The 21,669-nt window shown below is 67.3% G+C and carries 18 protein-coding genes and 1 tRNA gene; 17 read left to right on the top strand and 2 right to left on the bottom strand.

What is annotated here, in order from left to right:
• Both Scani_RS33765 and Scani_RS33760 read left to right on the top strand, forming a co-directional pair.
• A complete protein-coding gene (locus tag Scani_RS33765) occupies positions 1 to 435 on the top strand; it encodes a MaoC family dehydratase (RefSeq protein WP_159481509.1) in 435 nt (144 codons plus the stop codon).
• Between the two features lie 61 nt (positions 436 to 496).
• Positions 497 to 1,552, top strand: coding sequence for a UDP-N-acetylmuramate dehydrogenase (locus tag Scani_RS33760; protein ID WP_159481508.1), 1,056 nt, complete (start codon positions 497 to 499; stop codon positions 1,550 to 1,552).
• 46 nt (positions 1,553 to 1,598) lie between these two features.
• Here the strand turns inward: Scani_RS33760 and Scani_RS33755 are convergent, their stop codons facing one another.
• The gene (locus tag Scani_RS33755) at positions 1,599 to 2,642 is read right to left on the bottom strand and encodes an adenosine deaminase (protein ID WP_159481507.1); all 1,044 of its coding nucleotides are present in this window, start codon (positions 2,640 to 2,642) and stop codon (positions 1,599 to 1,601) included.
• A gap of 139 nt (positions 2,643 to 2,781) precedes the next feature.
• On the bottom strand, positions 2,782 to 4,017 hold the full coding sequence (locus Scani_RS33750; protein ID WP_159481506.1) for a pyridoxal phosphate-dependent aminotransferase: 1,236 nt from the start codon (positions 4,015 to 4,017) through the stop codon (positions 2,782 to 2,784).
• A gap of 183 nt (positions 4,018 to 4,200) precedes the next feature.
• Between Scani_RS33750 and Scani_RS33745 the strand changes: the two genes are divergently transcribed.
• The 15 genes from Scani_RS33745 (at position 4,201) to fusA (ending at position 21,599) form a co-directional block, all read left to right on the top strand.
• Positions 4,201 to 4,273, top strand: a tRNA-Trp gene (locus tag Scani_RS33745).
• 107 nt (positions 4,274 to 4,380) lie between these two features.
• On the top strand, positions 4,381 to 4,677 hold the full coding sequence (gene secE / locus Scani_RS33740) for a preprotein translocase subunit SecE (RefSeq protein WP_159481505.1): 297 nt from the start codon (positions 4,381 to 4,383) through the stop codon (positions 4,675 to 4,677).
• 73 nt (positions 4,678 to 4,750) lie between these two features.
• Entirely contained in the window at positions 4,751 to 5,617 is an 867-nt protein-coding gene (nusG, locus tag Scani_RS33735) for a transcription termination/antitermination protein NusG (protein ID WP_159481504.1), read from the top strand.
• Between the two features lie 168 nt (positions 5,618 to 5,785).
• Positions 5,786 to 6,220: a 50S ribosomal protein L11 gene (rplK, locus tag Scani_RS33730; protein WP_128507227.1), complete on the top strand. Its 435-nt coding sequence runs from the start codon at positions 5,786 to 5,788 to the stop codon at positions 6,218 to 6,220.
• Between the two features lie 81 nt (positions 6,221 to 6,301).
• A complete protein-coding gene (gene rplA / locus Scani_RS33725) occupies positions 6,302 to 7,018 on the top strand; it encodes a 50S ribosomal protein L1 (protein WP_159481503.1) in 717 nt (238 codons plus the stop codon).
• Positions 7,019 to 7,166: 148 nt separating this feature from the next.
• Entirely contained in the window at positions 7,167 to 8,030 is an 864-nt protein-coding gene (locus Scani_RS33720) for an SCO4651 family lipoprotein (RefSeq protein WP_246296298.1), read from the top strand.
• A gap of 314 nt (positions 8,031 to 8,344) precedes the next feature.
• Positions 8,345 to 8,896 (top strand): 50S ribosomal protein L10, encoded by a 552-nt coding sequence (gene rplJ / locus Scani_RS33715; protein WP_159481502.1) that lies wholly within the window; start codon positions 8,345 to 8,347, stop codon positions 8,894 to 8,896.
• An 81-nt stretch (positions 8,897 to 8,977) separates the two neighbouring features.
• Entirely contained in the window at positions 8,978 to 9,361 is a 384-nt protein-coding gene (rplL, locus tag Scani_RS33710; protein WP_159481501.1) for a 50S ribosomal protein L7/L12, read from the top strand.
• A gap of 133 nt (positions 9,362 to 9,494) precedes the next feature.
• A complete protein-coding gene (locus tag Scani_RS33705; RefSeq protein ID WP_159481500.1) occupies positions 9,495 to 9,827 on the top strand; it encodes a hypothetical protein in 333 nt (110 codons plus the stop codon).
• 160 nt (positions 9,828 to 9,987) lie between these two features.
• Positions 9,988 to 13,473 carry a DNA-directed RNA polymerase subunit beta gene (gene rpoB, locus Scani_RS33700; protein ID WP_159481499.1) on the top strand — a complete coding sequence of 1,162 codons (3,486 nt, stop codon included), beginning with the start codon at positions 9,988 to 9,990 and terminating at the stop codon, positions 13,471 to 13,473.
• Between the two features lie 100 nt (positions 13,474 to 13,573).
• Entirely contained in the window at positions 13,574 to 17,473 is a 3,900-nt protein-coding gene (locus Scani_RS33695; RefSeq protein WP_159481498.1) for a DNA-directed RNA polymerase subunit beta', read from the top strand.
• A gap of 231 nt (positions 17,474 to 17,704) precedes the next feature.
• On the top strand, positions 17,705 to 18,193 hold the full coding sequence (locus Scani_RS33690; RefSeq protein ID WP_159481497.1) for a DUF1707 and DUF4190 domain-containing protein: 489 nt from the start codon (positions 17,705 to 17,707) through the stop codon (positions 18,191 to 18,193).
• Between the two features lie 401 nt (positions 18,194 to 18,594).
• Complete coding sequence (rpsL, locus tag Scani_RS33685; protein WP_003948652.1) at positions 18,595 to 18,966, top strand: 30S ribosomal protein S12; 372 nt, start codon at positions 18,595 to 18,597, stop codon at positions 18,964 to 18,966.
• A 2-nt stretch (positions 18,967 to 18,968) separates the two neighbouring features.
• On the top strand, positions 18,969 to 19,439 hold the full coding sequence (gene rpsG, locus Scani_RS33680) for a 30S ribosomal protein S7 (RefSeq protein ID WP_085925683.1): 471 nt from the start codon (positions 18,969 to 18,971) through the stop codon (positions 19,437 to 19,439).
• Positions 19,440 to 19,478: 39 nt separating this feature from the next.
• On the top strand, positions 19,479 to 21,599 hold the full coding sequence (fusA, locus tag Scani_RS33675) for an elongation factor G (protein WP_159481496.1): 2,121 nt from the start codon (positions 19,479 to 19,481) through the stop codon (positions 21,597 to 21,599).
• The last annotated feature ends 70 nt before the right edge of the window (positions 21,600 to 21,669 follow it).

Raw genomic sequence — 21,669 nt, 5'->3', positions numbered from 1 at the left:
ATGACCGCCAAGATTTCCTACGACGAGGTCGAGGTCGGTACCGAACTCCCGGCGCAGAGCTTCCCCGTGAGCCGCGCCACGCTCGTCCGGTACGCGGGCGCCTCCGGTGACTTCAACCCGATCCACTGGAACGAGAAGTTCGCCAAGGAGGTCGGCCTGCCGGACGTCATCGCCCACGGCATGTTCACCATGGCCGAGGCGATCCGGGTGGTCACCGACTGGGCCGGTGACCCGGGCGCGGTCGCCGAGTACGGCGTGCGCTTCACCAAGCCCGTCGTCGTCCCCAACGACGAGACCGGCGCGCTGATCGAGGTCAGCGCCAAGGTCGCCGCCAAGCTGGACGACGACGACCGTACGGTCCGCGTCGACCTCACCGCGATGAGCGCGGGCCAGAAGGTGCTGGGCATGTCCCGCGCCGTGGTCCGGCTCGCCTGAGTCGCCCCTCGCGGGGGCGGTCGGCCGAGCGCGGCCGGACCGCCCCCGTACCCTTGGGCGCGTGCAGGAACTCCACGACGCCCCCCTCGCCCCGCTGACCACCTTCCGCCTCGGCGGACCGGCGACCCGCCTCGTCACGGCCACCACCGACGACGAGGTGATCGCGACGGTCCGCGCGGCCGACGAAGCCGGGACCCCGCTGCTGATCATCGGCGGCGGCAGCAACCTCGTGATCGGCGACAAGGGCTTCGACGGCACGGCCCTGCGCATCGCCACCCGCGGCTTCGCGCTCGACGGCACGGCCCTCACGCTCGCCGCCGGTGAGAACTGGTCCGACGCGGTCGCCCGTACGGTCGAGGCCGGACTGGCCGGTGTGGAGTGCCTGGCCGGCATCCCCGGATCGGCGGGCGCCACCCCGATCCAGAACGTGGGCGCGTACGGCCAGGAGGTCTCCGCCACGATCACCGAGGTCGTCGCCTACGACCGCCGGGCCGGCGAGACCGTCACCCTCCCGAACGAGGAGTGCGGCTTCTCGTACCGCCACAGCCGCTTCAAGGAGCACCCCGACCGGTTCGTGGTGCTGCGGGTGCGCTTCGCCCTGGAGGACGCGGACGGGCTCTCCGCGCCCCTGAAGTACGCCGAGACCGCCCGCGCCCTCGGCGTCGAGGCCGGTGACCGGGTCCCGGCCGCCGTCGCCCGGCAGACCGTTCTGGCGCTCCGCGCCGGCAAGGGCATGGTGCTGGACCCCGAGGACCACGACACCTGGTCGGCCGGCTCGTTCTTCACCAACCCGATCCTCACCGAGGCCGAGCACGCCGTCTTCCTCCGGCGCGTGCAGGACCGCCTCGGCTCCGACGTCGCCCCGCCCGCTTTCCCGGCCGGCGAGGGCCTGGTGAAGACGTCCGCCGCCTGGCTCATCGACCGGGCGGGCTTCACCAAGGGCTACGGCAGCGGCCCGGCCCGCATCTCCACCAAGCACACCCTCGCGCTCACCAACCGCGGCAGGGCGACCACCGAGGACCTGCTCGCCCTGGCCCGCGAGGTCCGCGACGGCGTCCACGCGGCCTTCGGCGTCACGCTCGTCAACGAGCCGGTGACGGTCGGCGTCAGCCTCTAGGAGCGCGTGACGGGGCCCGGGGGCCCTCCCAGGCGCCCCCGGGCCGCTACGCGCCCAGCCAGCCGTCGATCTCCGCCAGCAGCCGCTGCTGCTCGTCCTGCGGGGCGCGCGAGCCGCGGACCGACTGCCGGGCCAGTTCGGCCAGCTCGTCGTCCGTGAAGCCGTGCGCGGTACGGGCGATCTCGTACTGCGCGGCCAGCCGCGCGCCGAACAGCAGCGGATCGTCCGCGCCCAGCGCCATCGGCACGCCCGCGTCGAAGAGCGTCCGCAGCGGTACGTCCTCCGGCTTCTCGTAGACTCCGAGCGCCACATTCGACGCCGGGCACACCTCGCAGGTCACCCCGCGCGAGGCCAGCCGGCTCAGCAGCACGGGGTCCTCCGCGGCCCGTACGCCGTGCCCCACCCGGCCGGCGTGCAGATCGTCCAGGCAGTCCCGGACGCTCGCCGGACCCGACAGCTCCCCGCCGTGCGGCGCCGCCAGCAGACCGCCCTCCCGGGCGATGGCGAAGGCGCGGTCGAAGTCCCGGGCGAAACCCCGGCGTTCGTCGTTGGACAGCCCGAAACCGACCACGCCCTGGTCGGCGTAGCGCACCGCGAGACGCGCCAGTGTGCGGGCGTCCAGCGGGTGCTTCATGCGGTTCGCGGCGACCACGACGCGGATGCCGAGCCCGGTGTCCCGGGAGGCGCTGCGCACCGCGTCCAGGATGATCTCCAGGGCCGGGATCAGCCCGCCCAGCCTCGGCGCGTACGAGGTCGGATCGACCTGGATCTCCAGCCAGCGCGACCCGTCGCGGACGTCCTCCTCGGCGGCCTCGTGGACCAGCCGCCGGATGTCCTCGGGCTCCCGCAGACACGACCGCGCGATGTCGTACAGCCGCTGGAAGCGGAACCAGCCGCGCTCGTCCGTGGCTCTCAGCTGCGGCGGTTCCCCGCCCCGCAGCGCCTCCGGCAGGTGGACGCCGTACTTGTCGGCGAGTTCCAGCAGGGTCGCGGACCGCATCGAGCCGGTGAAGTGCAGGTGCAGATGGGCCTTCGGCAAGCGGCGCAGGTCTCGAACAGCGGCTTCACCGTGGGCACGAATGCTCTCCATCCCAAGATCTTGCCGCATCGGGCGGTGCGCCGGTAGGGCCTTTCCCGAAGGGGTGTCCGGTGGAACGCGCGAACGGGCCCCGGAACAACGGGGCCCGTTCGCCATCGCTCGGTGGCTGGTGTCCAGTGGGGCTGGTGTCCTACTTGGCCTCGGCCAGGAGCTTCTGGAGGCGCGACACGCCCTCGATCAGGTCCTCGTCGCCGAGCGCGTAGGAAAGCCGCAGGTAGCCGGGGGTGCCGAAGGCCTCACCCGGGACGACGGCCACCTCGGCCTCCTCCAGGATCAGCTCGGCCAGCTCGACGCTGCTCTGCGGGCGCTTGCCGCGGAGCTCCTTGCCCAGGAGCTCCTTGACCGACGGGTAGGCGTAGAACGCGCCCTCCGGCTCCGGGCACAGCACGCCGTCGATCTCGTTGAGCATCCGCACGATCGTGCGACGGCGGCGGTCGAAGGCGACCTTCATCTCCTCGACGGCCGTCAGATCGCCGGAGACCGCCGCGATGGCCGCGGCCTGGGCGACGTTGGAGACGTTGGACGTGGCGTGCGACTGGAGGTTCGCGGCGGCCTTGATGACGTCCTTGGGGCCGATCGCCCAGCCCACCCGCCAGCCGGTCATCGCGTACGTCTTCGCCACGCCGTTGACGATGATGCACTTGTCGCGCAGCTCGGGCACGACCACCGGCAGCGACGAGAACTCGGCGTCGCCGTAGACCAGGTGCTCGTAGATCTCGTCGGTCAGCACCCACAGGCCGTGCTCGGCGGCCCAGCGGCCGACCGCCTCGACCTGCTCGCGGGTGTAGACCGCGCCGGTCGGGTTCGACGGCGACACGAAGAGCAGCACCTTGGTGCGGTCCGTACGGGCCGCCTCCAGCTGCTCGACGGTCACGCGGTACCCGGTGGTCTCGTCGGCGACGACGTCGACCGGCACACCGCCCGCGAGCCGGATCGACTCGGGGTAGGTGGTCCAGTACGGGGCGGGGACGATGACCTCGTCGCCCGGGTCGAGGATCGCGGCGAACGCCTCGTAGATGGCCTGCTTGCCGCCGTTCGTCACCAGGACGTTCGCGGCCTCGATCTCGTAGCCGGAGTCGCGCAGCGTCTTCGCGGCGATCGCGGTCTTGAGCTCGGGGAGGCCGCCGGCCGGGGTGTAGCGGTGGTACTTCGGGTTGCGGCAGGCCTCGATCGCCGCCTCGACGATGTAGTCGGGCGTGGGGAAGTCGGGCTCACCGGCGCCGAAGCCGATCACCGGGCGTCCGGCCGCCTTGAGGGCCTTCGCCTTGGCGTCGACGGCGAGGGTGGCGGACTCGGAGATCGAACCGACACGGGCCGAGACCCGGCGGTCGGTGGGGGACGATGCGGAAGGGGTTGCAGCGCTCATATATGCATCGTTGCAGACCCCTGAGGAGCCCGGTACACGGGTTTGCGGGCACCACCCGGGAGGATCCTGTTCGACGCCCGGCTCCGAACCACGTACACTCGCTGACCGTTGGCTCCCAACAGGTCGCCGCGGCTCACGCACTTAGTGCAGTCGGCCGCATGCGGTAGGTTGGGGGAACCACAAAGGGTCGTAGCTCAATTGGTAGAGCACTGGTCTCCAAAACCAGCGGTTGGGGGTTCAAGTCCCTCCGGCCCTGCTACACGCACTCTCCACCGCAGTGCGTGCACGCGTACGTATGAAATGCACCGCCGTGCGGCTCAACCGGGCGCGGCACGGCCACGACCCGGATTCAGGTGAGGACGAGTGACGGACGCCCTGGGCTCCATCGACATGCCTGAGCGCGGTCGTTCCGAGGACGAAACCGCGGAATCCCAGAAGAAGCCCCGCCGTGGCGGCAAGCGCGGCAAGAAGGGCCCCTTCGCGCGTCTCGCGCTTTTCTACCGCCAGGTCGTGGCGGAACTCCGCAAGGTCGTCTGGCCCACGCGTAGCCAGCTGTCGACGTACACCAGCGTGGTGATCGTCTTTGTTGTCATCATCATCGGTCTCGTAACCGTGATTGACTTGGGAATCAACCGAGTCGTCGGGTACGTCTTCGGCTGATCCCGCGGAGGGCGCCTCAGCGGGCGCCCGTTTCGCATGTTCAACCCCTTGAAGCCAGGAAGAAGCAGCCACCGTGTCTGACCCGAACCTGAACGACGCCGCCGACTCCGCCGAGACGGCAGCGGCCGACGTGGACGCGGCTGCCTCGGCCGAGGTCGAGGGCGACGACACCGCGCTTGAGATCGTCGAGGGCGTCGACGAGGTCGACGAGCTCGACGCCGAGGACGCTGCCGCCGGCGAGCCCGCCGAAGAGGCCGCGGTGCACACCGAAGAGGACGCCGAGGCCACCGCCGAGGTCGACGAGGACGAGGAGCAGGAGCCGGTCGACCCGGTGGCCGCCCTCCGCGACGAGCTCCGTGGCCTGCCCGGCGAGTGGTACGTCATCCACACCTACGCGGGCTACGAGAACCGCGTGAAGACCAACCTCGAACAGCGTGCCGTCTCGCTGAACGTCGAGGACTTCATCTTCCAGGCCGAGGTGCCGCAGGAAGAGGTCGCCCAGATCAAGAACGGCGAGCGCAAGACCATCCGCCAGAACAAGCTCCCGGGCTACGTTCTCGTGCGCATGGACCTGACGAACGAGTCCTGGGGCGTCGTCCGCAACACCCCGGGTGTCACCGGCTTCGTCGGCAACGCCTACGACCCCTACCCGCTGACGCTGGACGAGATCGTCAAGATGCTCGCCCCGGAGGCCGAGGAGAAGGCCGCCAAGGAGGCCGCAGCGGCCGAGGGCAAGCCGGCGCCGTCCCGCAAGGTCGAGGTCCAGGTGCTGGACTTCGAGGTGGGCGACTCCGTCACCGTCACCGACGGCCCGTTCGCGACGCTGCAGGCGACGATCAACGAGATCAACGCCGACTCGAAGAAGGTCAAGGGCCTCGTCGAGATCTTCGGCCGCGAGACCCCGGTCGAGCTGAGCTTCGACCAGATCCAGAAGAACTAGGTTCTTCCGGACCACCAGCCAAACCGACCAGGTCAGACGGGCTCACAGCCGGTCTGACCTGCTCGGTTTTTGGCCGCACGACGATACCCGTTATCGTGGTGCGGTATGCCTCCATCCGGATGACCGGATGGATCGGCGAAACACCTCTCACTAGGACCCGGAGAGAGCATGCCTCCCAAGAAGAAGAAGGTCACGGGGCTTATCAAGCTCCAGATCAGCGCCGGCGCCGCAAACCCGGCCCCGCCGGTCGGCCCCGCGCTGGGCCAGCACGGCGTCAACATCATGGAGTTCTGCAAGGCCTACAACGCCGCGACCGAGTCGCAGCGTGGCATGGTCGTGCCGGTGGAGATCACGGTCTACGAAGACCGTTCCTTCACCTTCGTCACCAAGACCCCGCCGGCCGCGAAGCTCATCCTGAAGGCCGCGGGCGTGGAGAAGGGCTCCGGCGAGCCGCACAAGACCAAGGTCGCCAAGATCACCGAGGCGCAGGTCCGCGAGATCGCCACCACCAAGATGCCCGACCTGAACGCCAACGACCTGGACGCCGCGTCGAAGATCATCGCCGGCACCGCCCGTTCCATGGGCATCACGGTCGAGGGCTGATCCCAGCCCTTCAGGCACCACCCGTGGCAGGACCAGGCGCTGGTCCGCACCACGACTCCACCCACTGCATCAGGAGCAGAAGTGAAGCGCAGCAAGACTCTTCGCAACGCGGACGCGAAGATCGACCGGGAGCGCGTGTACGCCCCCCTCGAGGCCGTCCGTCTCGCCAAGGAGACCACCTCCGTCAAGTTCGACGCGACCGTCGAGGTCGCCATGCGTCTGGGTGTCGACCCGCGCAAGGCCGACCAGATGGTCCGTGGCACCGTGAACCTCCCGCACGGCACCGGTAAGACCGCCCGGGTCCTGGTCTTCGCGACCGGTGACCGTGCTGCGGCCGCGGAAGCCGCCGGCGCCGACATCGTCGGCTCGGACGAACTGATCGACGAGGTCTCCAAGGGCCGTCTGGACTTCGACGCCGTCGTCGCCACCCCGGACCTCATGGGCAAGGTCGGCCGCCTCGGCCGCGTGCTCGGTCCGCGTGGTCTGATGCCGAACCCGAAGACCGGCACCGTCACCCCGGATGTCGCCAAGGCTGTCACCGACATCAAGGGCGGCAAGATCGAGTTCCGCGTGGACAAGCACGCGAACCTCCACTTCATCATCGGCAAGGTCTCCTTCGACGAGACCAAGCTCGTGGAGAACTACGCCGCGGCGCTCGAGGAGATCAACCGCCTCAAGCCGTCCGCCGCCAAGGGCCGCTACATCAAGAAGGCGACCGTCACCACCACGATGGGCCCCGGCATCCCGCTGGACGCCAACCGCACCCGCAACCTCCTCGTCGAGGACGAGGCCGTCTGATCTCCTTGATCGACGCCTCGTAGCGCGTGATTCATGCGTCAGGCCCCGTCTCTCCTCAGGGAGGGACGGGGCCTGACGCATGTGCTGTCGGTGGGCTGCACTACAGTCGCCCCGAGGTCCATAAAGATGATCCAAGGGGGAGCCTCAAGTGCGTAGCACGCGTATAGCCGCCGCCGTGGCGGGTGCCGTGATTCTGGTGGGCGGCCTGAGTGCCTGCAACAACGACGACGGCAAGGCGTCCGGGGGCGGGAGCAGCAGCGTCGGCGGCAGCAGTGACGCGGGCGGGAAGCAGGACCCGGCACAGAACCCGGTGGACGCGCTGAAGGCCGCCCAGGAGGCGACCTCGGGCAAGAAGACCGCCAAGATCGACGGTTCCACGACCCTGAGCCTCGCCGGCAAGCAGGTCAAGCAGTCCACCAAGGGCGGGCTGGACTGGACGCAGGGCATGCAGATGAACGTGGCGAACACCATGGAGGGCGGGGGAAGCCCCGGTAAGCCGATCAAGGCGATCTACACCAAGGACGCCGTGTACATGGACATGGGCGCGGCCATGCCGGGTGCGGGCGGCAAGCCCTGGATGAAGTACACGTACACCGCCCTGTCGAAGCAGATGGGCGGCTCGGGCACCCTCTTCCAGGACGCGCTGCAGAACGCCAACCCGAGCCAGCCGATCGAGCTGCTGGTCGCCTCCGGCTCCGCCAAGGCCGTCGGCAAGGAGGACGTCAACGGCGTCCAGGCGACGCACTACACCGGCACCGTCACGACGGACCAGCTCAGCGGCAAGCTCAGCAAGGACCTCCGCGACATGATCCGCAAGCAGTTCGCGAAGACCGGGGCGAAGAGCGAGCAGCTCGACGTCTGGATCGACTCCGACAACCTGCTGGTCAAGAAGGTGGAGAAGCTCGGCGGCAAGCAGCCGACCGACTCCACGGTGTTCTTCTCCGACTACGGCACCAAGGTCGACGTGACCCCGCCGCCGGCGAGCCAGACGCGGACCGCGCCCGGCGCCTGACCGGCCCGGCAGACCGTGTGACGGTGTGAGCGGGGTGCTCCGATGCCTCCGCTCACACCCGATTTGCCTGAGCGCAGGCCGTTCCCGTATCTTTTCCCGGAAGCCAAAGACCGCTGGTTGTCTCTGCGCGTCCGGTCCCGGACGTGTGGTGGCCGAAGGATCCGCTAGCTGCGGACGGCCTGCGCAGGTGTGTATGGATGAACTCCCGAGCGGATTCCGTTCGGTCGAGTACGCCCCGTGCGCCTGCGCCGGGGCGTTTGTTTTGCCCAGCCCCTTCTGCGCGGTCCTCATCACCCGGAAGGAGGCCGAGGCTCATGGCGACGTCTGACAAGAACGCAGCCGTTGCGGAGATCACGGGGAAGCTCCGTGACTCCAACGCAGCTGTTGTGACTTCTTACACCGGACTGACTGTGGCGCAGCTCAAGGAGCTGCGTCGTTCTCTCGGCGAGAACGCTCAGTACCGTGTGGTGAAGAACACGCTGACCAAGATCGCGGCCAAGGAGGCCGGGATTCAGCTGGACGAGCACCTCAAGGGCTCGACCGCTGTTGCCTTCGTGACCGGTGACCCGGTCACGGCGGCGAAGGGTCTTCGTGACTTCGCCAAGGAGAACCCCGCTCTCGTCATCAAGGGCGGTGTCCTTGATGGTAAGGCGCTGACCGCCGACGAGATCAAGAAGCTTGCGGACCTCGAGTCCCGTGAGGTTCTGCTCGCCAAGCTGGCGGGTGGCATGAAGGCGTCCATGGCCAAGGCCGCGGCGACCTTCCAGGCCCCCCTCACGAAGTTCGCCCGCACCGCGGACGCGCTTCGCAGCAAGGTCGAGCAGGGCGGTGCCGGTACGCCGGCTCCCGCCGAGGCTGCCGAGTAACCACTCGTCTGCCCAGCGGGCCCGTACGCCCGCCATTCATGTACATCCGGCACCAGCCGAATTAGTGGAAGGACCGCCACCATGGCGAAGCTCAGCCAGGAAGACCTGCTCGCGCAGTTCGAAGAGATGACCCTCATCGAGCTCTCCGAGTTCGTGAAGCTCTTCGAGGAGAAGTTCGACGTCGAGGCTGCCGCCCCGGTCGCCGTTGCCGCCGCCGGCGCCCCGGGTGCCCCGGCCGCCGAGGTCGAGGAGCAGGACGAGTTCGACGTCATCCTCACCGGTGCGGGCGACAAGAAGATCCAGGTCATCAAGGTCGTGCGTGAGCTGACCTCCCTGGGTCTGAAGGAGGCCAAGGACCTCGTCGACGGCACCCCGAAGCCGGTCCTCGAGAAGGTCGCCAAGGACGCCGCCGAGAAGGCTGCCGAGTCCCTCAAGGGCGCCGGCGCCTCCGTCGAGGTCAAGTGACCCCACGGAGTCTCTGACTCCCGTCCACGGCGCCTGAGGCGCTTCGGACACCAGCCAAGGGCGATCACCCATGCGGGTGGTCGCCCTTCGGCGTGCTCGTCACAGCTGCGTTCTCTCGCGCCTGCGTGCGAGTATGGTGATCATCGTTGCCCGGACGTGCCCCCATGTGACGATCTCCCAGAGGTGGGGGGCCTTGACGAACCGGACGCGGCGCGCAATTCTCGGGACGCGACGCAGAAGCGATCCAGGGTTCGAGGCATGGATCGCCGACGAAGAGGGAAGCATCGGTGTGCGCCACTGGCGCAGGGCTTTCGGCAGGCGCAGGGCAATGGGCGTAGAGAAGAACAACGAGGTGCTCCTCCGGTTGGAGGACATGACCTCCCGGAGGGAGAAGATCGGTATCACGGCGCTGAACCGGTCTCCGGAAACTCGCTCTGGACATCAGTGTGCCAAGTGGCTACACTGACCCTTTGCGCTGCCTGTTAGCTGCTCCCTGCCCGTCACCAGGGGCATACCCGAGCCCGAGCAAAGCTGGATGATCTGCCCTGACCTGGGCTTTCCCTCAGTCTGCTCGATTCGGGACCGGTACGCGCGTAGTGAGTCCGAGCCCTCGGAAGGACCCCCTCTTGGCCGCCTCGCGCAACGCCTCGACTGCCAATACGAACAACGGCGACAGCACCGCCCCGCTGCGCATCTCTTTTGCGAAGATCAAGGAGCCCCTCGGGGTTCCGAACCTCCTTGCGCTGCAGACCGAAAGCTTCGACTGGCTGCTCGGCAATGCCGCATGGAAGGGTCGCGTCGAGGCTGCGCTGGAGAGTGGGCAGGAAGTCCCCACCAAGTCCGGTCTTGAAGAGATCTTCGAAGAGATCTCCCCGATCGAGGACTTCTCCGGGTCGATGTCGCTGACGTTCCGCGACCACCGCTTCGAGCCCCCGAAGAACTCCATCGACGAGTGCAAGGAGCGCGACTTCACGTACGCCGCTCCGCTCTTCGTCACCGCTGAGTTCACGAACAACGAGACCGGCGAGATCAAGTCCCAGACGGTCTTCATGGGCGACTTCCCGCTCATGACCAACAAGGGCACCTTCTGCATCAACGGCACCGAGCGTGTCGTCGTCTCGCAGCTGGTCCGCTCGCCGGGCGTGTACTTCGACAGCTCCATCGACAAGACGTCCGACAAGGACATCTTCTCCGCCAAGATCATCCCGTCCCGGGGTGCCTGGCTGGAGATGGAGATCGACAAGCGCGACATGGTCGGTGTGCGCATCGACCGCAAGCGCAAGCAGTCCGTGACCGTTCTGCTCAAGGCTCTCGGTTGGACGACCGAGCAGATCCTCGAGGAGTTCGGCGAGTACGAGTCCATGCGCGCCACCCTGGAGAAGGACCACACCCAGGGCCAGGACGACGCGCTGCTCGACATCTACCGCAAGCTGCGTCCGGGCGAGCCGCCGACCCGTGAGGCCGCGCAGACGCTGCTCGAGAACCTGTACTTCAACCCCAAGCGCTACGACCTCGCCAAGGTCGGCCGCTACAAGGTCAACAAGAAGCTCGGCGGCGACGAGCCGCTCGACGCGGGTGTGCTGACCACCGATGACGTCATCGCGACGATCAAGTACCTGGTCAAGCTGCACGCCGGCGAGACCGAGACGATCGGCGAGAACGGCAACTCCATCGTTGTCGAGACCGACGACATCGACCACTTCGGCAACCGTCGTCTGCGCAACGTCGGCGAGCTCATCCAGAACCAGGTCCGCACGGGTCTGGCTCGTATGGAGCGCGTCGTGCGTGAGCGCATGACCACCCAGGACGTCGAGGCGATCACGCCGCAGACCCTGATCAACATCCGGCCGGTCGTCGCCTCCATCAAGGAGTTCTTCGGCACCAGCCAGCTGTCGCAGTTCATGGACCAGACCAACCCGCTGTCGGGCCTGACCCACAAGCGCCGTCTGTCGGCGCTGGGCCCGGGTGGTCTCTCCCGTGAGCGGGCCGGCCTGGACGTCCGTGACGTGCACCCCTCGCACTACGGCCGCATGTGCCCGATCGAGACCCCCGAAGGTCCCAACATCGGTCTGATCGGCTCGCTGGCCTCCTACGGCCGGGTCAACGTCTTCGGCTTCATCGAGACGCCGTACCGCAAGGTCGTCGACGGCCAGGTCACGGAGGAGGTGGACTACCTCACCGCTGATGAGGAGGACCGCTTCCTGATCGCCCAGGCCAACGCGAAGCTCTCCGAGGACATGCGGTTCTCCGAGCAGCGTGTCCTGGTCCGCCGTCGTGGCGGCGAGGTCGACCTGGTCCCCGCCGACGAGGTCGACTTCATGGACGTCTCGCCGCGCCAGATGGTGTCGGCCGCGACCGCCATGATCCCGTTCCTCGAGCACGACGACGCCAACCGCGCGCTCATGGGATCGAACATGATGCGCCAGGCCGTTCCGCTGATCAAGGCGGAGTCGCCGCTGGTCGGCACCGGCATGGAGTACCGCTGTGCGGTCGACGCCGGTGACGTCATCAAGGCGGAGAAGGACGGTGTGGTCCAGGAGGTCTCCGCGGACTACATCACCGTCGCCAACGACGACGGCACGTACACCACGTACCGCGTCGCCAAGTTCACCCGCTCCAACCAGGGCACCTCCTTCAACCAGAAGGTCGTCGTGGACGAGGGCGCGCGGGTCATCGAGGGCCAGGTCCTCGCCGACGGTCCGTCCACGGACGAAGGCGAGATGGCGCTCGGCAAGAACCTGCTCGTCGCGTTCATGCCGTGGGAGGGCCACAACTACGAGGACGCGATCATCCTGTCGCAGCGCCTCGTGCAGGACGACGTCCTCTCCTCGATCCACATCGAGGAGCACGAGGTCGACGCCCGTGACACCAAGCTCGGCCCGGAGGAGATCACCCGGGACATCCCGAACGTCTCCGAGGAGGTCCTCTCCGACCTCGACGAGCGCGGCATCATCCGTATCGGTGCCGAGGTCGTCGCCGGTGACATCCTCGTCGGCAAGGTCACGCCCAAGGGTGAGACCGAGCTGACCCCCGAGGAGCGCCTGCTCCGCGCGATCTTCGGTGAGAAGGCGCGCGAGGTGCGCGACACCTCGCTGAAGGTGCCGCACGGTGAGATCGGCAAGGTCATCGGCGTCCGCGTCTTCGACCGCGAAGAGGGCGACGAGCTGCCCCCGGGCGTGAACCAGCTGGTCCGCGTCTACGTCGCGCAGAAGCGCAAGATCACCGATGGTGACAAGCTCGCCGGCCGTCACGGCAACAAGGGCGTCATCTCGAAGATCCTCCCGGTCGAGGACATGCCGTTCCTGGAGGACGGCACCCCGGTCGACATCATCCTCAACCCGCTGGGTGTCCCGTCCCGAATGAACCCGGGACAGGTCCTGGAGATCCACCTCGGCTGGCTCGCCAGCCAGGGCTGGAAGGTCGAGGGTGTCGAGGAGGAGTGGAAGAAGCGTCTCCACGCGATCTCCGCCGACGAGGTCGCCCCCGGCTCCAACGTCGCCACCCCGGTGTTCGACGGTGCGCGCGAGGACGAGATCTCCGGTCTCTTCGAGTCGACGATCCCCAACCGCGACGGCGAGCGGATGGTCAAGGGCTCCGGCAAGGCCCGGCTGTTCGACGGCCGCTCCGGTGAGCCGTTCCCGGACCCGATCTCGATCGGGTACATGTACATCCTCAAGCTGCACCACCTGGTCGACGACAAGCTCCACGCGCGTTCGACCGGTCCGTACTCGATGATCACCCAGCAGCCGCTGGGTGGTAAGGCTCAGTTCGGTGGCCAGCGGTTCGGTGAGATGGAGGTGTGGGCGCTGGAGGCATACGGCGCCGCATACGCCCTCCAGGAGCTGCTGACGATCAAGTCCGACGACGTGACCGGCCGCGTGAAGGTCTACGAGGCCATCGTCAAGGGCGAGAACATCCCCGAGCCCGGCATTCCCGAGTCCTTCAAGGTGCTCATCAAGGAAATGCAGTCCCTGTGCCTCAACGTGGAGGTGCTGTCCTCGGACGGCATGTCCATCGAGATGCGCGACACCGACGAGGACGTCTTCCGCGCTGCGGAGGAGCTCGGCATCGACCTGTCCCGGCGCGAGCCGAGCAGCGTCGAAGAGGTCTGACGGGAGTTCGGCCGGGGAGCCAGTGATGGTTCCCCGGCCGGCCCCAGGACCCCCGTTTCAGACCCCTAAGACTTACAACCCTGAGAGGGATTGACGCATAGTGCTCGACGTCAACTTCTTCGATGAGCTCCGGATCGGTCTGGCCACCGCTGACGACATCCGTCAGTGGAGCCACGGCGAGGTCAAGAAGCCCGAGACCATCAACTACCGCACCCTCAAGCCCGAAAAGGACGGACTCTTCTGCGAGAAGATCTTCGGTCCGACCCGGGACTGGGAGTGCTACTGCGGTAAGTACAAGCGCGTCCGCTTCAAGGGCATCATCTGCGAGCGCTGTGGCGTCGAGGTCACTCGCGCCAAGGTGCGTCGTGAGCGGATGGGCCACATCGAGCTTGCCGCTCCCGTGACCCACATCTGGTACTTCAAGGGCGTGCCGAGCCGGCTGGGCTACCTGCTGGACCTCGCGCCCAAGGACCTCGAGAAGGTCATCTACTTCGCCGCCTACATGATCACGTGGGTGGACGAGGAGCGCCGTACGCGCGACCTGCCCTCGCTGGAGGCGCACGTCTCCGTCGAGCGTCAGCAGATCGAGCAGCGCCGCGACTCCGACCTGGAGGCCCGCGCCAAGAAGCTCGAGACCGACCTGGCCGAGCTCGAGGCCGAGGGTGCCAAGGCCGACGTGCGCCGCAAGGTGCGCGAGGGTGCCGAGCGTGAGATGAAGCAGCTGCGCGACCGTGCGCAGCGCGAGATCGACCGTCTCGACGAGGTCTGGAGCCGCTTCAAGAACCTCAAGGTCCAGGACCTCGAGGGCGACGAGCTGCTCTACCGCGAGCTGCGTGACCGCTTCGGCACGTACTTCGACGGCTCCATGGGTGCCGCTGCCCTGCAGAAGCGCCTGGAGACCTTCGACCTCGACGAGGAGGCCGAGCGCCTCCGCGAGATCATCCGTACCGGCAAGGGCCAGAAGAAGACCCGTGCGCTCAAGCGCCTCAAGGTCGTCTCCGCCTTCCTGCAGACCCGCAACAGCCCCAAGGGCATGGTGCTGGACTGCATCCCGGTGATCCCGCCGGACCTGCGTCCGATGGTGCAGCTGGACGGTGGCCGCTTCGCGACCTCCGACCTGAACGACCTGTACCGCCGTGTGATCAACCGCAACAACCGCCTCAAGCGTCTCCTTGACCTCGGTGCCCCCGAGATCATCGTGAACAACGAGAAGCGGATGCTGCAGGAGGCCGTCGACGCACTGTTCGACAACGGCCGCCGCGGCCGCCCGGTCACCGGTCCCGGTAACCGCCCGCTGAAGTCCCTCAGCGACATGCTGAAGGGCAAGCAGGGCCGCTTCCGTCAGAACCTGCTCGGTAAGCGAGTCGACTACTCGGCGCGTTCCGTCATCGTCGTCGGCCCGCAGCTCAAGCTGCACCAGTGCGGTCTGCCCAAGGCCATGGCGCTGGAGCTCTTCAAGCCGTTCGTGATGAAGCGCCTGGTGGACCTCAACCACGCGCAGAACATCAAGAGCGCCAAGCGCATGGTCGAGCGCGGCCGCACGGTCGTCTACGACGTGCTCGAAGAGGTCATCGCCGAGCACCCGGTGCTGCTGAACCGTGCACCCACCCTGCACCGTCTGGGCATCCAGGCCTTCGAGCCGCAGCTGGTCGAGGGCAAGGCCATTCAGATTCACCCGCTCGTCTGCACCGCGTTCAACGCGGACTTCGACGGTGACCAGATGGCCGTCCACCTCCCGCTGTCCGCGGAGGCCCAGGCCGAGGCCCGCATCCTGATGCTGTCCTCGAACAACATCCTCAAGCCCGCCGACGGCCGTCCGGTCACCATGCCGACCCAGGACATGGTGCTCGGTCTCTTCTTCCTCACCACGGATGAAGAGGAGCGCAAGGTCATCGGTGAGGGCCGGGCGTTCGGCTCGACCGCCGAGGCGATCATGGCGTTCGACGCCAAGGAGCTCTCGCTCCAGGCGAAGGTCGACATCCGCTTCCCGATCGGCACCGTCCCGCCCCGCGGCTGGACCCCGCCGGTTCCGGAGGAGGGCGAGCCCGAGTGGCAGCAGGGTGACAGCTTCCGGCTGCGGACGACCCTGGGCCGCGCGCTCTTCAACGAGCTGCTGCCCGAGGACTACCCGTTCGTCGACTACTCGGTGGGCAAGAAGCAGCTCTCCGCGATCGTCAACGACCTGGCCGAGCGCTACCCCAAGGTCATCGTGGCGGCGACGCTCGACAACCTGAAGGCGGCCGGCTTCCACTGGGCGACCCGTTCCGGCGTCACCGTCGCCGTCTCGGACATCGTCGTGCCGGAGGCCAAGAAGGCCATCGTCGCGGGCTACGAGGCCCAGGACGAGAAGGTCCAGAAGCAGTACGAGCGCGGTCTGATCACCAAGGACGAGCGCACGCAGGAACTCATCAACATCTGGACCAAGGCGACCAACGAGGTCTCCGAGGCGATGAATGAGAACTTCCCCAAGACGAACCCCATCTTCATGATGGTTGACTCGGGTGCCCGAGGAAACATGATGCAGATGCGGCAGATCGCCGGTATGCGTGGTCTGGTGTCGAACGCCAAGAACGAGACCATCCCGCGTCCGATCAAGGCCTCGTTCCGCGAGGGTCTGTCCGTGCTGGAGTACTTCATCTCCACCCACGGTGCCCGTAAGGGTCTGGCGGACACCGCTCTGCGTACCGCCGACTCCGGTTACCTCACCCGTCGTCTGGTCGACGTCTCCCAGGACGTCATCATTCGCGAGGAGGACTGCGGCACCGAGCGCGGCCTCAAGCTGCGGATCGCCTCGAAGGACGCCGCCGGTGTCCTGCGCAAGGCGGACGACGTCGAGTCCAGCGTCTACGCACGCATGCTGGCCGAGGACGTCGTCGTCGACGGCAAGGTCGTCGCGCCGGCCAACGTGGACCTCGGTGACGTGCTCATCGACGCGCTGGTCAACGCGGGCGTCGAGGAGGTCAAGACCCGCTCGGTCCTGACCTGTGAGTCCGCGGTCGGCACCTGTGCCTTCTGCTACGGCCGTTCGCTGGCCACCGGCAAGCTGGTCGACATCGGTGAGGCGGTCGGCATCATCGCCGCCCAGTCCATCGGTGAGCCCGGCACCCAGCTGACGATGCGTACCTTCCACACCGGTGGTGTGGCCGGTGACGACATCACCCTGGGTCTGCCGCGTGTCGTCGAGCTCTTCGAGGCCCGTACGCCCAAGGGCGTCGCCCCGATCTCGGAGGCGGCCGGCCGCGTCCGGATCGAGGAGACCGAGAAGACCAAGAAGGTCGTCGTCACCCCGGACGACGGCAGCGACGAGATGGCTTACGGCGTCTCCAAGCGTGCCCGTCTCCTGGTGGGCGAGGGCGACCACGTCACGGTCGGCCAGCCGATGACCGTGGGTGCCGTCAACCCGCACGACGTGCTGCGGATCCTCGGCCAGCGTGCCGTCCAGGTCCACCTGGTCGGCGAGGTCCAGAAGGTCTACAACAGCCAGGGCGTGGCGATCCACGACAAGCACATCGAGATCATCATCCGGCAGATGCTGCGCCGTGTGACGATCATCGAGTCCGGCGACGCGGAGCTGCTGCCGGGCGAGCTGGTGGAGCGCACGAAGTTCGAGGGCGAGAACCGTCGCGTCGTGGCGGAAGGCGGCCACCCGGCCTCCGGCCGTCCGCAGCTGATGGGTATCACCAAGGCTTCGCTGGCCACCGAGTCCTGGCTGTCGGCGGCGTCCTTCCAGGAGACCACCAGGGTCCTGACCGACGCGGCGATCAACGCCAAGTCGGACTCCCTGATCGGCCTCAAGGAGAACGTCATCATCGGTAAGCTCATCCCGGCCGGTACGGGCCTGTCCCGCTACCGCAACATCCGGGTCGAGCCCACCGAAGAGGCCAAGGCCGCGATGTACTCGGCCGTCGGTTACGACGACATCGACTACTCGCCCTTCGGCACCGGCTCCGGCCAGGCGGTCCCGCTGGAGGACTACGACTACGGTCCGTACAACCAGTAATCCTGGTCCGTACGACAGCAACAGGGCGGTCATCCCTTACGGGGTGGCCGCCCTGCGGCGTTCTCCGGCACTCCCTCAGGGTTGGGGGCCGCCCGGGGGAACTTGTCCTCCCATTGCTGCGTCTGTGATGAGAAGATGGGGAGAACTGTCGAGCGGGGGGAGGTTCGCGAAGTGGCATTCCAGCCGTGGCAGGGCGGGCAGCCGGCTCAGGCGTCGAATCAGGTGCCTGTCATGCGTGCCTCGCACGCCGATCGTGAGCGGGCGGTCGATGTGCTCAAGGCGGGTTTCGCCGAGGGGCGGCTGCAGCAGCCGGAGTACGAACAGCGGATCGGGCGGGCCTACAAGGCGCAGACCCATGCCGAGCTGCAGATGCTGGTCGCGGATCTTCCGCAGGGGCCGGTACCGCAGGCGCAGTTCATGCCGCAGCGGCCGATGGTGCCGGCGACGTTCATGCCGATGCCGATGCAGATGCCGGCTCCGGTGCACACCAACAGCTCGGCGACGGGCGCGCTGGTCTGCGGGATCATGACACCGGTGACCTGGGGGCTGACGGCGATTCCCGCGGTGATCCTGGGGCACAAGGCGCGCGCCGAGATCCGCCGCACGGGCGAGCGCGGCGACGGTCAGGCCATCACGGGGCTGGTGCTGGGCTGGCTGGCGATCGGCGGCTGGGCGCTGTTTCTGCTGGTCTTCGTGCTGGCGGCGGCGGTCAACCTCTGACCGGTCCGCGGGTCCGGGCCGCCGGCGGGCGCCGGGCGGCCGCGGTGAACGGCGGCGACGTGGCGCCTTCTTCCGTACGGTCGCTGATCGCACTACGGTGGCCGCAACGCCGTGAGGAGTCCGGCGTGTCCTTCGCGTGTGCATTTGTTTTGACCGCAGCCCATGCGGTAGGTACGCTCTGACCTTGTGCCTGGGGTGTCCCTGGGCTGCCGTGCGCGCAAACTCCACAGCCTCTGGCCGGGAGAGCCGCAGTACGGAAGCCGGGTTTTGACACCGCAATCTGCCGCCTTCCTCGTTCCAGCGAGGGACCGGACTGCAGTATTCGACACACCCGACCGCGTGGGTCGGGAGATGTTCCAGGTTAGCTTTACCGAGACTGGCACACAGAAACCGGAGAAACGGTGCCTACGATCCAGCAGCTGGTCCGCAAGGGCCGGCAGGACAAGGTCGAGAAGAACAAGACGCCCGCGCTTGAGGGATCCCCCCAGCGCCGTGGCGTCTGCACGCGTGTTTTCACGACCACCCCGAAGAAGCCGAACTCGGCCCTGCGTAAGGTCGCGCGTGTGCGTCTGACCAGCGGGATCGAGGTCACCGCTTACATTCCGGGTGAGGGCCACAACCTGCAGGAGCACTCGATCGTGCTCGTGCGCGGTGGTCGTGTGAAGGACCTGCCGGGTGTTCGGTACAAGATCATCCGCGGCTCCCTCGACACGCAGGGCGTCAAGAACCGCAAGCAGGCTCGCAGCCGCTACGGCGCCAAGAAGGAGAAGTAAGAATGCCTCGTAAGGGCCCCGCCCCGAAGCGCCCGGTCATCATCGACCCGGTCTACGGTTCTCCTCTGGTGACCTCCCTCATCAACAAGGTGCTGCTGAACGGAAAGCGCTCCACCGCCGAGCGCATCGTTTACGGCGCCATGGAGGGTCTGCGCGAGAAGACCGGTAACGACCCGGTCATCACGCTCAAGCGCGCGCTCGAGAACATCAAGCCGACTCTTGAGGTCAAGTCCCGCCGTGTCGGTGGCGCGACCTACCAGGTCCCGGTCGAGGTCAAGCCCGGCCGTGCCGGCACCCTCTCGCTCCGCTGGCTCGTGGGCTACTCCCGCGCCCGCCGCGAGAAGACCATGACCGAGCGCCTCATGAACGAACTGCTCGACGCCTCCAACGGCCTCGGCGCTTCGGTCAAGAAGCGTGAGGACACGCACAAGATGGCCGAGTCCAACAAGGCCTTCGCGCACTACCGCTGGTAGTCGCAACCCACATCGAGACCGAGAGAAGATTGAGCCACTATGGCCACCACTTCGCTTGACCTGGCCAAGGTCCGCAACATTGGGATCATGGCCCACATCGACGCGGGCAAGACGACCACCACCGAGCGGATCCTGTTCTACACCGGTGTTTCGTACAAGATCGGTGAGGTCCACGACGGCGCTGCCACGATGGACTGGATGGAGCAGGAGCAGGAGCGCGGCATCACCATCACGTCTGCCGCGACGACCTGCCACTGGCCGCTGGAAGACGTCGACAACACCATCAACATCATCGACACCCCGGGCCACGTCGACTTCACGGTCGAGGTGGAGCGCTCGCTGCGCGTCCTGGACGGTGCGGTGACGGTGTTCGACGGCGTTGCCGGTGTCGAGCCCCAGTCCGAGACCGTCTGGCGTCAGGCGGACCGCTACGGCGTGCCGCGTATCTGCTTCGTCAACAAGCTCGACCGCACGGGTGCCGAGTTCCACCGCTGCGTCGACATGATCACGGACCGCCTCGGCGCGACCCCGATCGTGATGCAGCTCCCGATCGGCACCGAGGCCGACTTCAAGGGTGTCGTCGACCTCGTCACGATGAAGGCCCTGGTCTGGTCGGCCGAGGCCGCCAAGGGCGAGATGTACGACACCGTCGACATCCCGGACACTCACATCGAGGCTGCCGACGAGTGGCGCGGCAAGCTGCTCGAGGCCGTTGCCGAGAACGATGAAGAGGTCATGGAGCTGTACCTGGAGGGCCAGGAGCCCACCGTGGAGCAGCTCTACGCCGCGATCCGTCGGATCACCATCGCTTCGGGCAAGGCCGAGAACACCACCGTGACCCCGGTGTTCTGCGGTACCGCGTTCAAGAACAAGGGCGTCCAGCCCCTGCTCGACGCGGTCGTGCGCTACCTCCCCTCCCCCCTGGACGTCGAGGCCATCGAAGGCCACTCCGTCAAGGACCCGGAAGAGGTCATCAAGCGCCTGCCGTCCGAGGACGAGCCGCTGGCCGCTCTGGCGTTCAAGATTGCGAGCGACCCCCACCTGGGCAAGCTCACCTTCATCCGCATCTACTCGGGCCGCCTCGAGGCCGGCTCGCAGGTGCAGAACTCGGTGAAGGGCAAGAAGGAGCGCATCGGCAAGATCTACCGGATGCACGCGAACAAGCGTGAGGAGATCGAGTCGGTGGGTGCCGGTGACATCGTCGCCGTCATGGGTCTCAAGCAGACCACCACCGGTGAGACCCTGTGCGACGCCGGTAAGCCGGTCATCCTGGAGTCGATGGAGTTCCCGGCCCCGGTCATCCAGGTCGCCATTGAGCCCAAGTCCAAGGGCGACCAGGAGAAGCTGGGTGTCGCCATCCAGCGCCTCGCCGAAGAGGACCCCTCGTTCCAGGTGCACACCGACGAGGAGACCGGCCAGACCATCATCGCGGGTATGGGCGAGCTGCACCTCGACGTGCTGGTCGACCGTATGAAGCGTGAGTTCCGGGTCGAGGCCAACGTCGGCAAGCCGCAGGTCGCCTACCGCGAGACCCTGCGCAAGCCGGTCGAGCGTCTCGACTACACGCACAAGAAGCAGACTGGTGGATCCGGCCAGTTCGCGAAGGTGCAGATCGCGATCGCGCCGCTCGAGGGCGACGGGTACGAGTTCGAGAACAAGGTCACCGGTGGCCGTATCCCGCGGGAGTACATCCCGTCCGTGGACGCGGGCTGCCAGGAGGCCATGGAGTTCGGTGTTCTCGCCGGCTACCCGCTGACCGGTGTCAAGGTCACCCTCCTCGACGGTGCCTTCCACGAGGTCGACTCGTCGGAAATGGCCTTCAAGATCGCCGGTTCGATGGCCTTCAAGGAGGCCGCCCGCAAGGCCTCCCCGGCCCTGCTCGAGCCGATGATGAAGGTCGAGGTCACCACGCCCGAGGACTACATGGGCGACGTGATCGGCGACATCAACTCCCGCCGCGGTCAGATCCAGTCCATGGAAGAGCGCAGCGGCGCCAAGCTCGTCACGGGCCTGGTCCCCCTGTCGGAGATGTTCGGCTACGTCGGAGACCTCCGCAGCAAGACGTCGGGTCGCGCAAGCTACTCGATGCAGTTCGACTCCTACGCCGAGGTTCCCCGGAACGTCGCCGAGGAGATCATCGCGAAGGCCAAGGGCGAGTAGCTCCGTCTCCCGAGAGCCGGAACACGCTTTAGGCTTGACACCGTCTGATGGGGCAATCCCCGCAACCCGC

The sequence above is a fragment of the Streptomyces caniferus genome, from assembly GCF_009811555.1.
In the GTDB taxonomy this organism is placed as follows: Bacteria; Actinomycetota; Actinomycetes; order Streptomycetales; family Streptomycetaceae; genus Streptomyces; species Streptomyces caniferus.
This window is presented reverse-complemented; position numbering and strand designations above follow the sequence as displayed.

Coding starts and splice junctions, on each gene's coding strand:
- Scani_RS33765 (WP_159481509.1), top strand. CDS start 1: ATGACCGCCAAGATTTCCTACGACGAGGTCGAGGTCGGTACCGAACTC.
- Scani_RS33755 (WP_159481507.1), bottom strand. CDS start 2,642: ATGGAGAGCATTCGTGCCCACGGTGAAGCCGCTGTTCGAGACCTGCGC.
- Scani_RS33750 (WP_159481506.1), bottom strand. CDS start 4,017: ATGAGCGCTGCAACCCCTTCCGCATCGTCCCCCACCGACCGCCGGGTC.
- rplK (WP_128507227.1), top strand. CDS start 5,786: ATGCCTCCCAAGAAGAAGAAGGTCACGGGGCTTATCAAGCTCCAGATC.
- rplJ (WP_159481502.1), top strand. CDS start 8,345: ATGGCGACGTCTGACAAGAACGCAGCCGTTGCGGAGATCACGGGGAAG.
- rplL (WP_159481501.1), top strand. CDS start 8,978: ATGGCGAAGCTCAGCCAGGAAGACCTGCTCGCGCAGTTCGAAGAGATG.
- Scani_RS33705 (WP_159481500.1), top strand. CDS start 9,495: ATGGTGATCATCGTTGCCCGGACGTGCCCCCATGTGACGATCTCCCAG.
- Scani_RS33690 (WP_159481497.1), top strand. CDS start 17,705: ATGCGTGCCTCGCACGCCGATCGTGAGCGGGCGGTCGATGTGCTCAAG.
- rpsG (WP_085925683.1), top strand. CDS start 18,969: ATGCCTCGTAAGGGCCCCGCCCCGAAGCGCCCGGTCATCATCGACCCG.
- fusA (WP_159481496.1), top strand. CDS start 19,479: ATGGCCACCACTTCGCTTGACCTGGCCAAGGTCCGCAACATTGGGATC.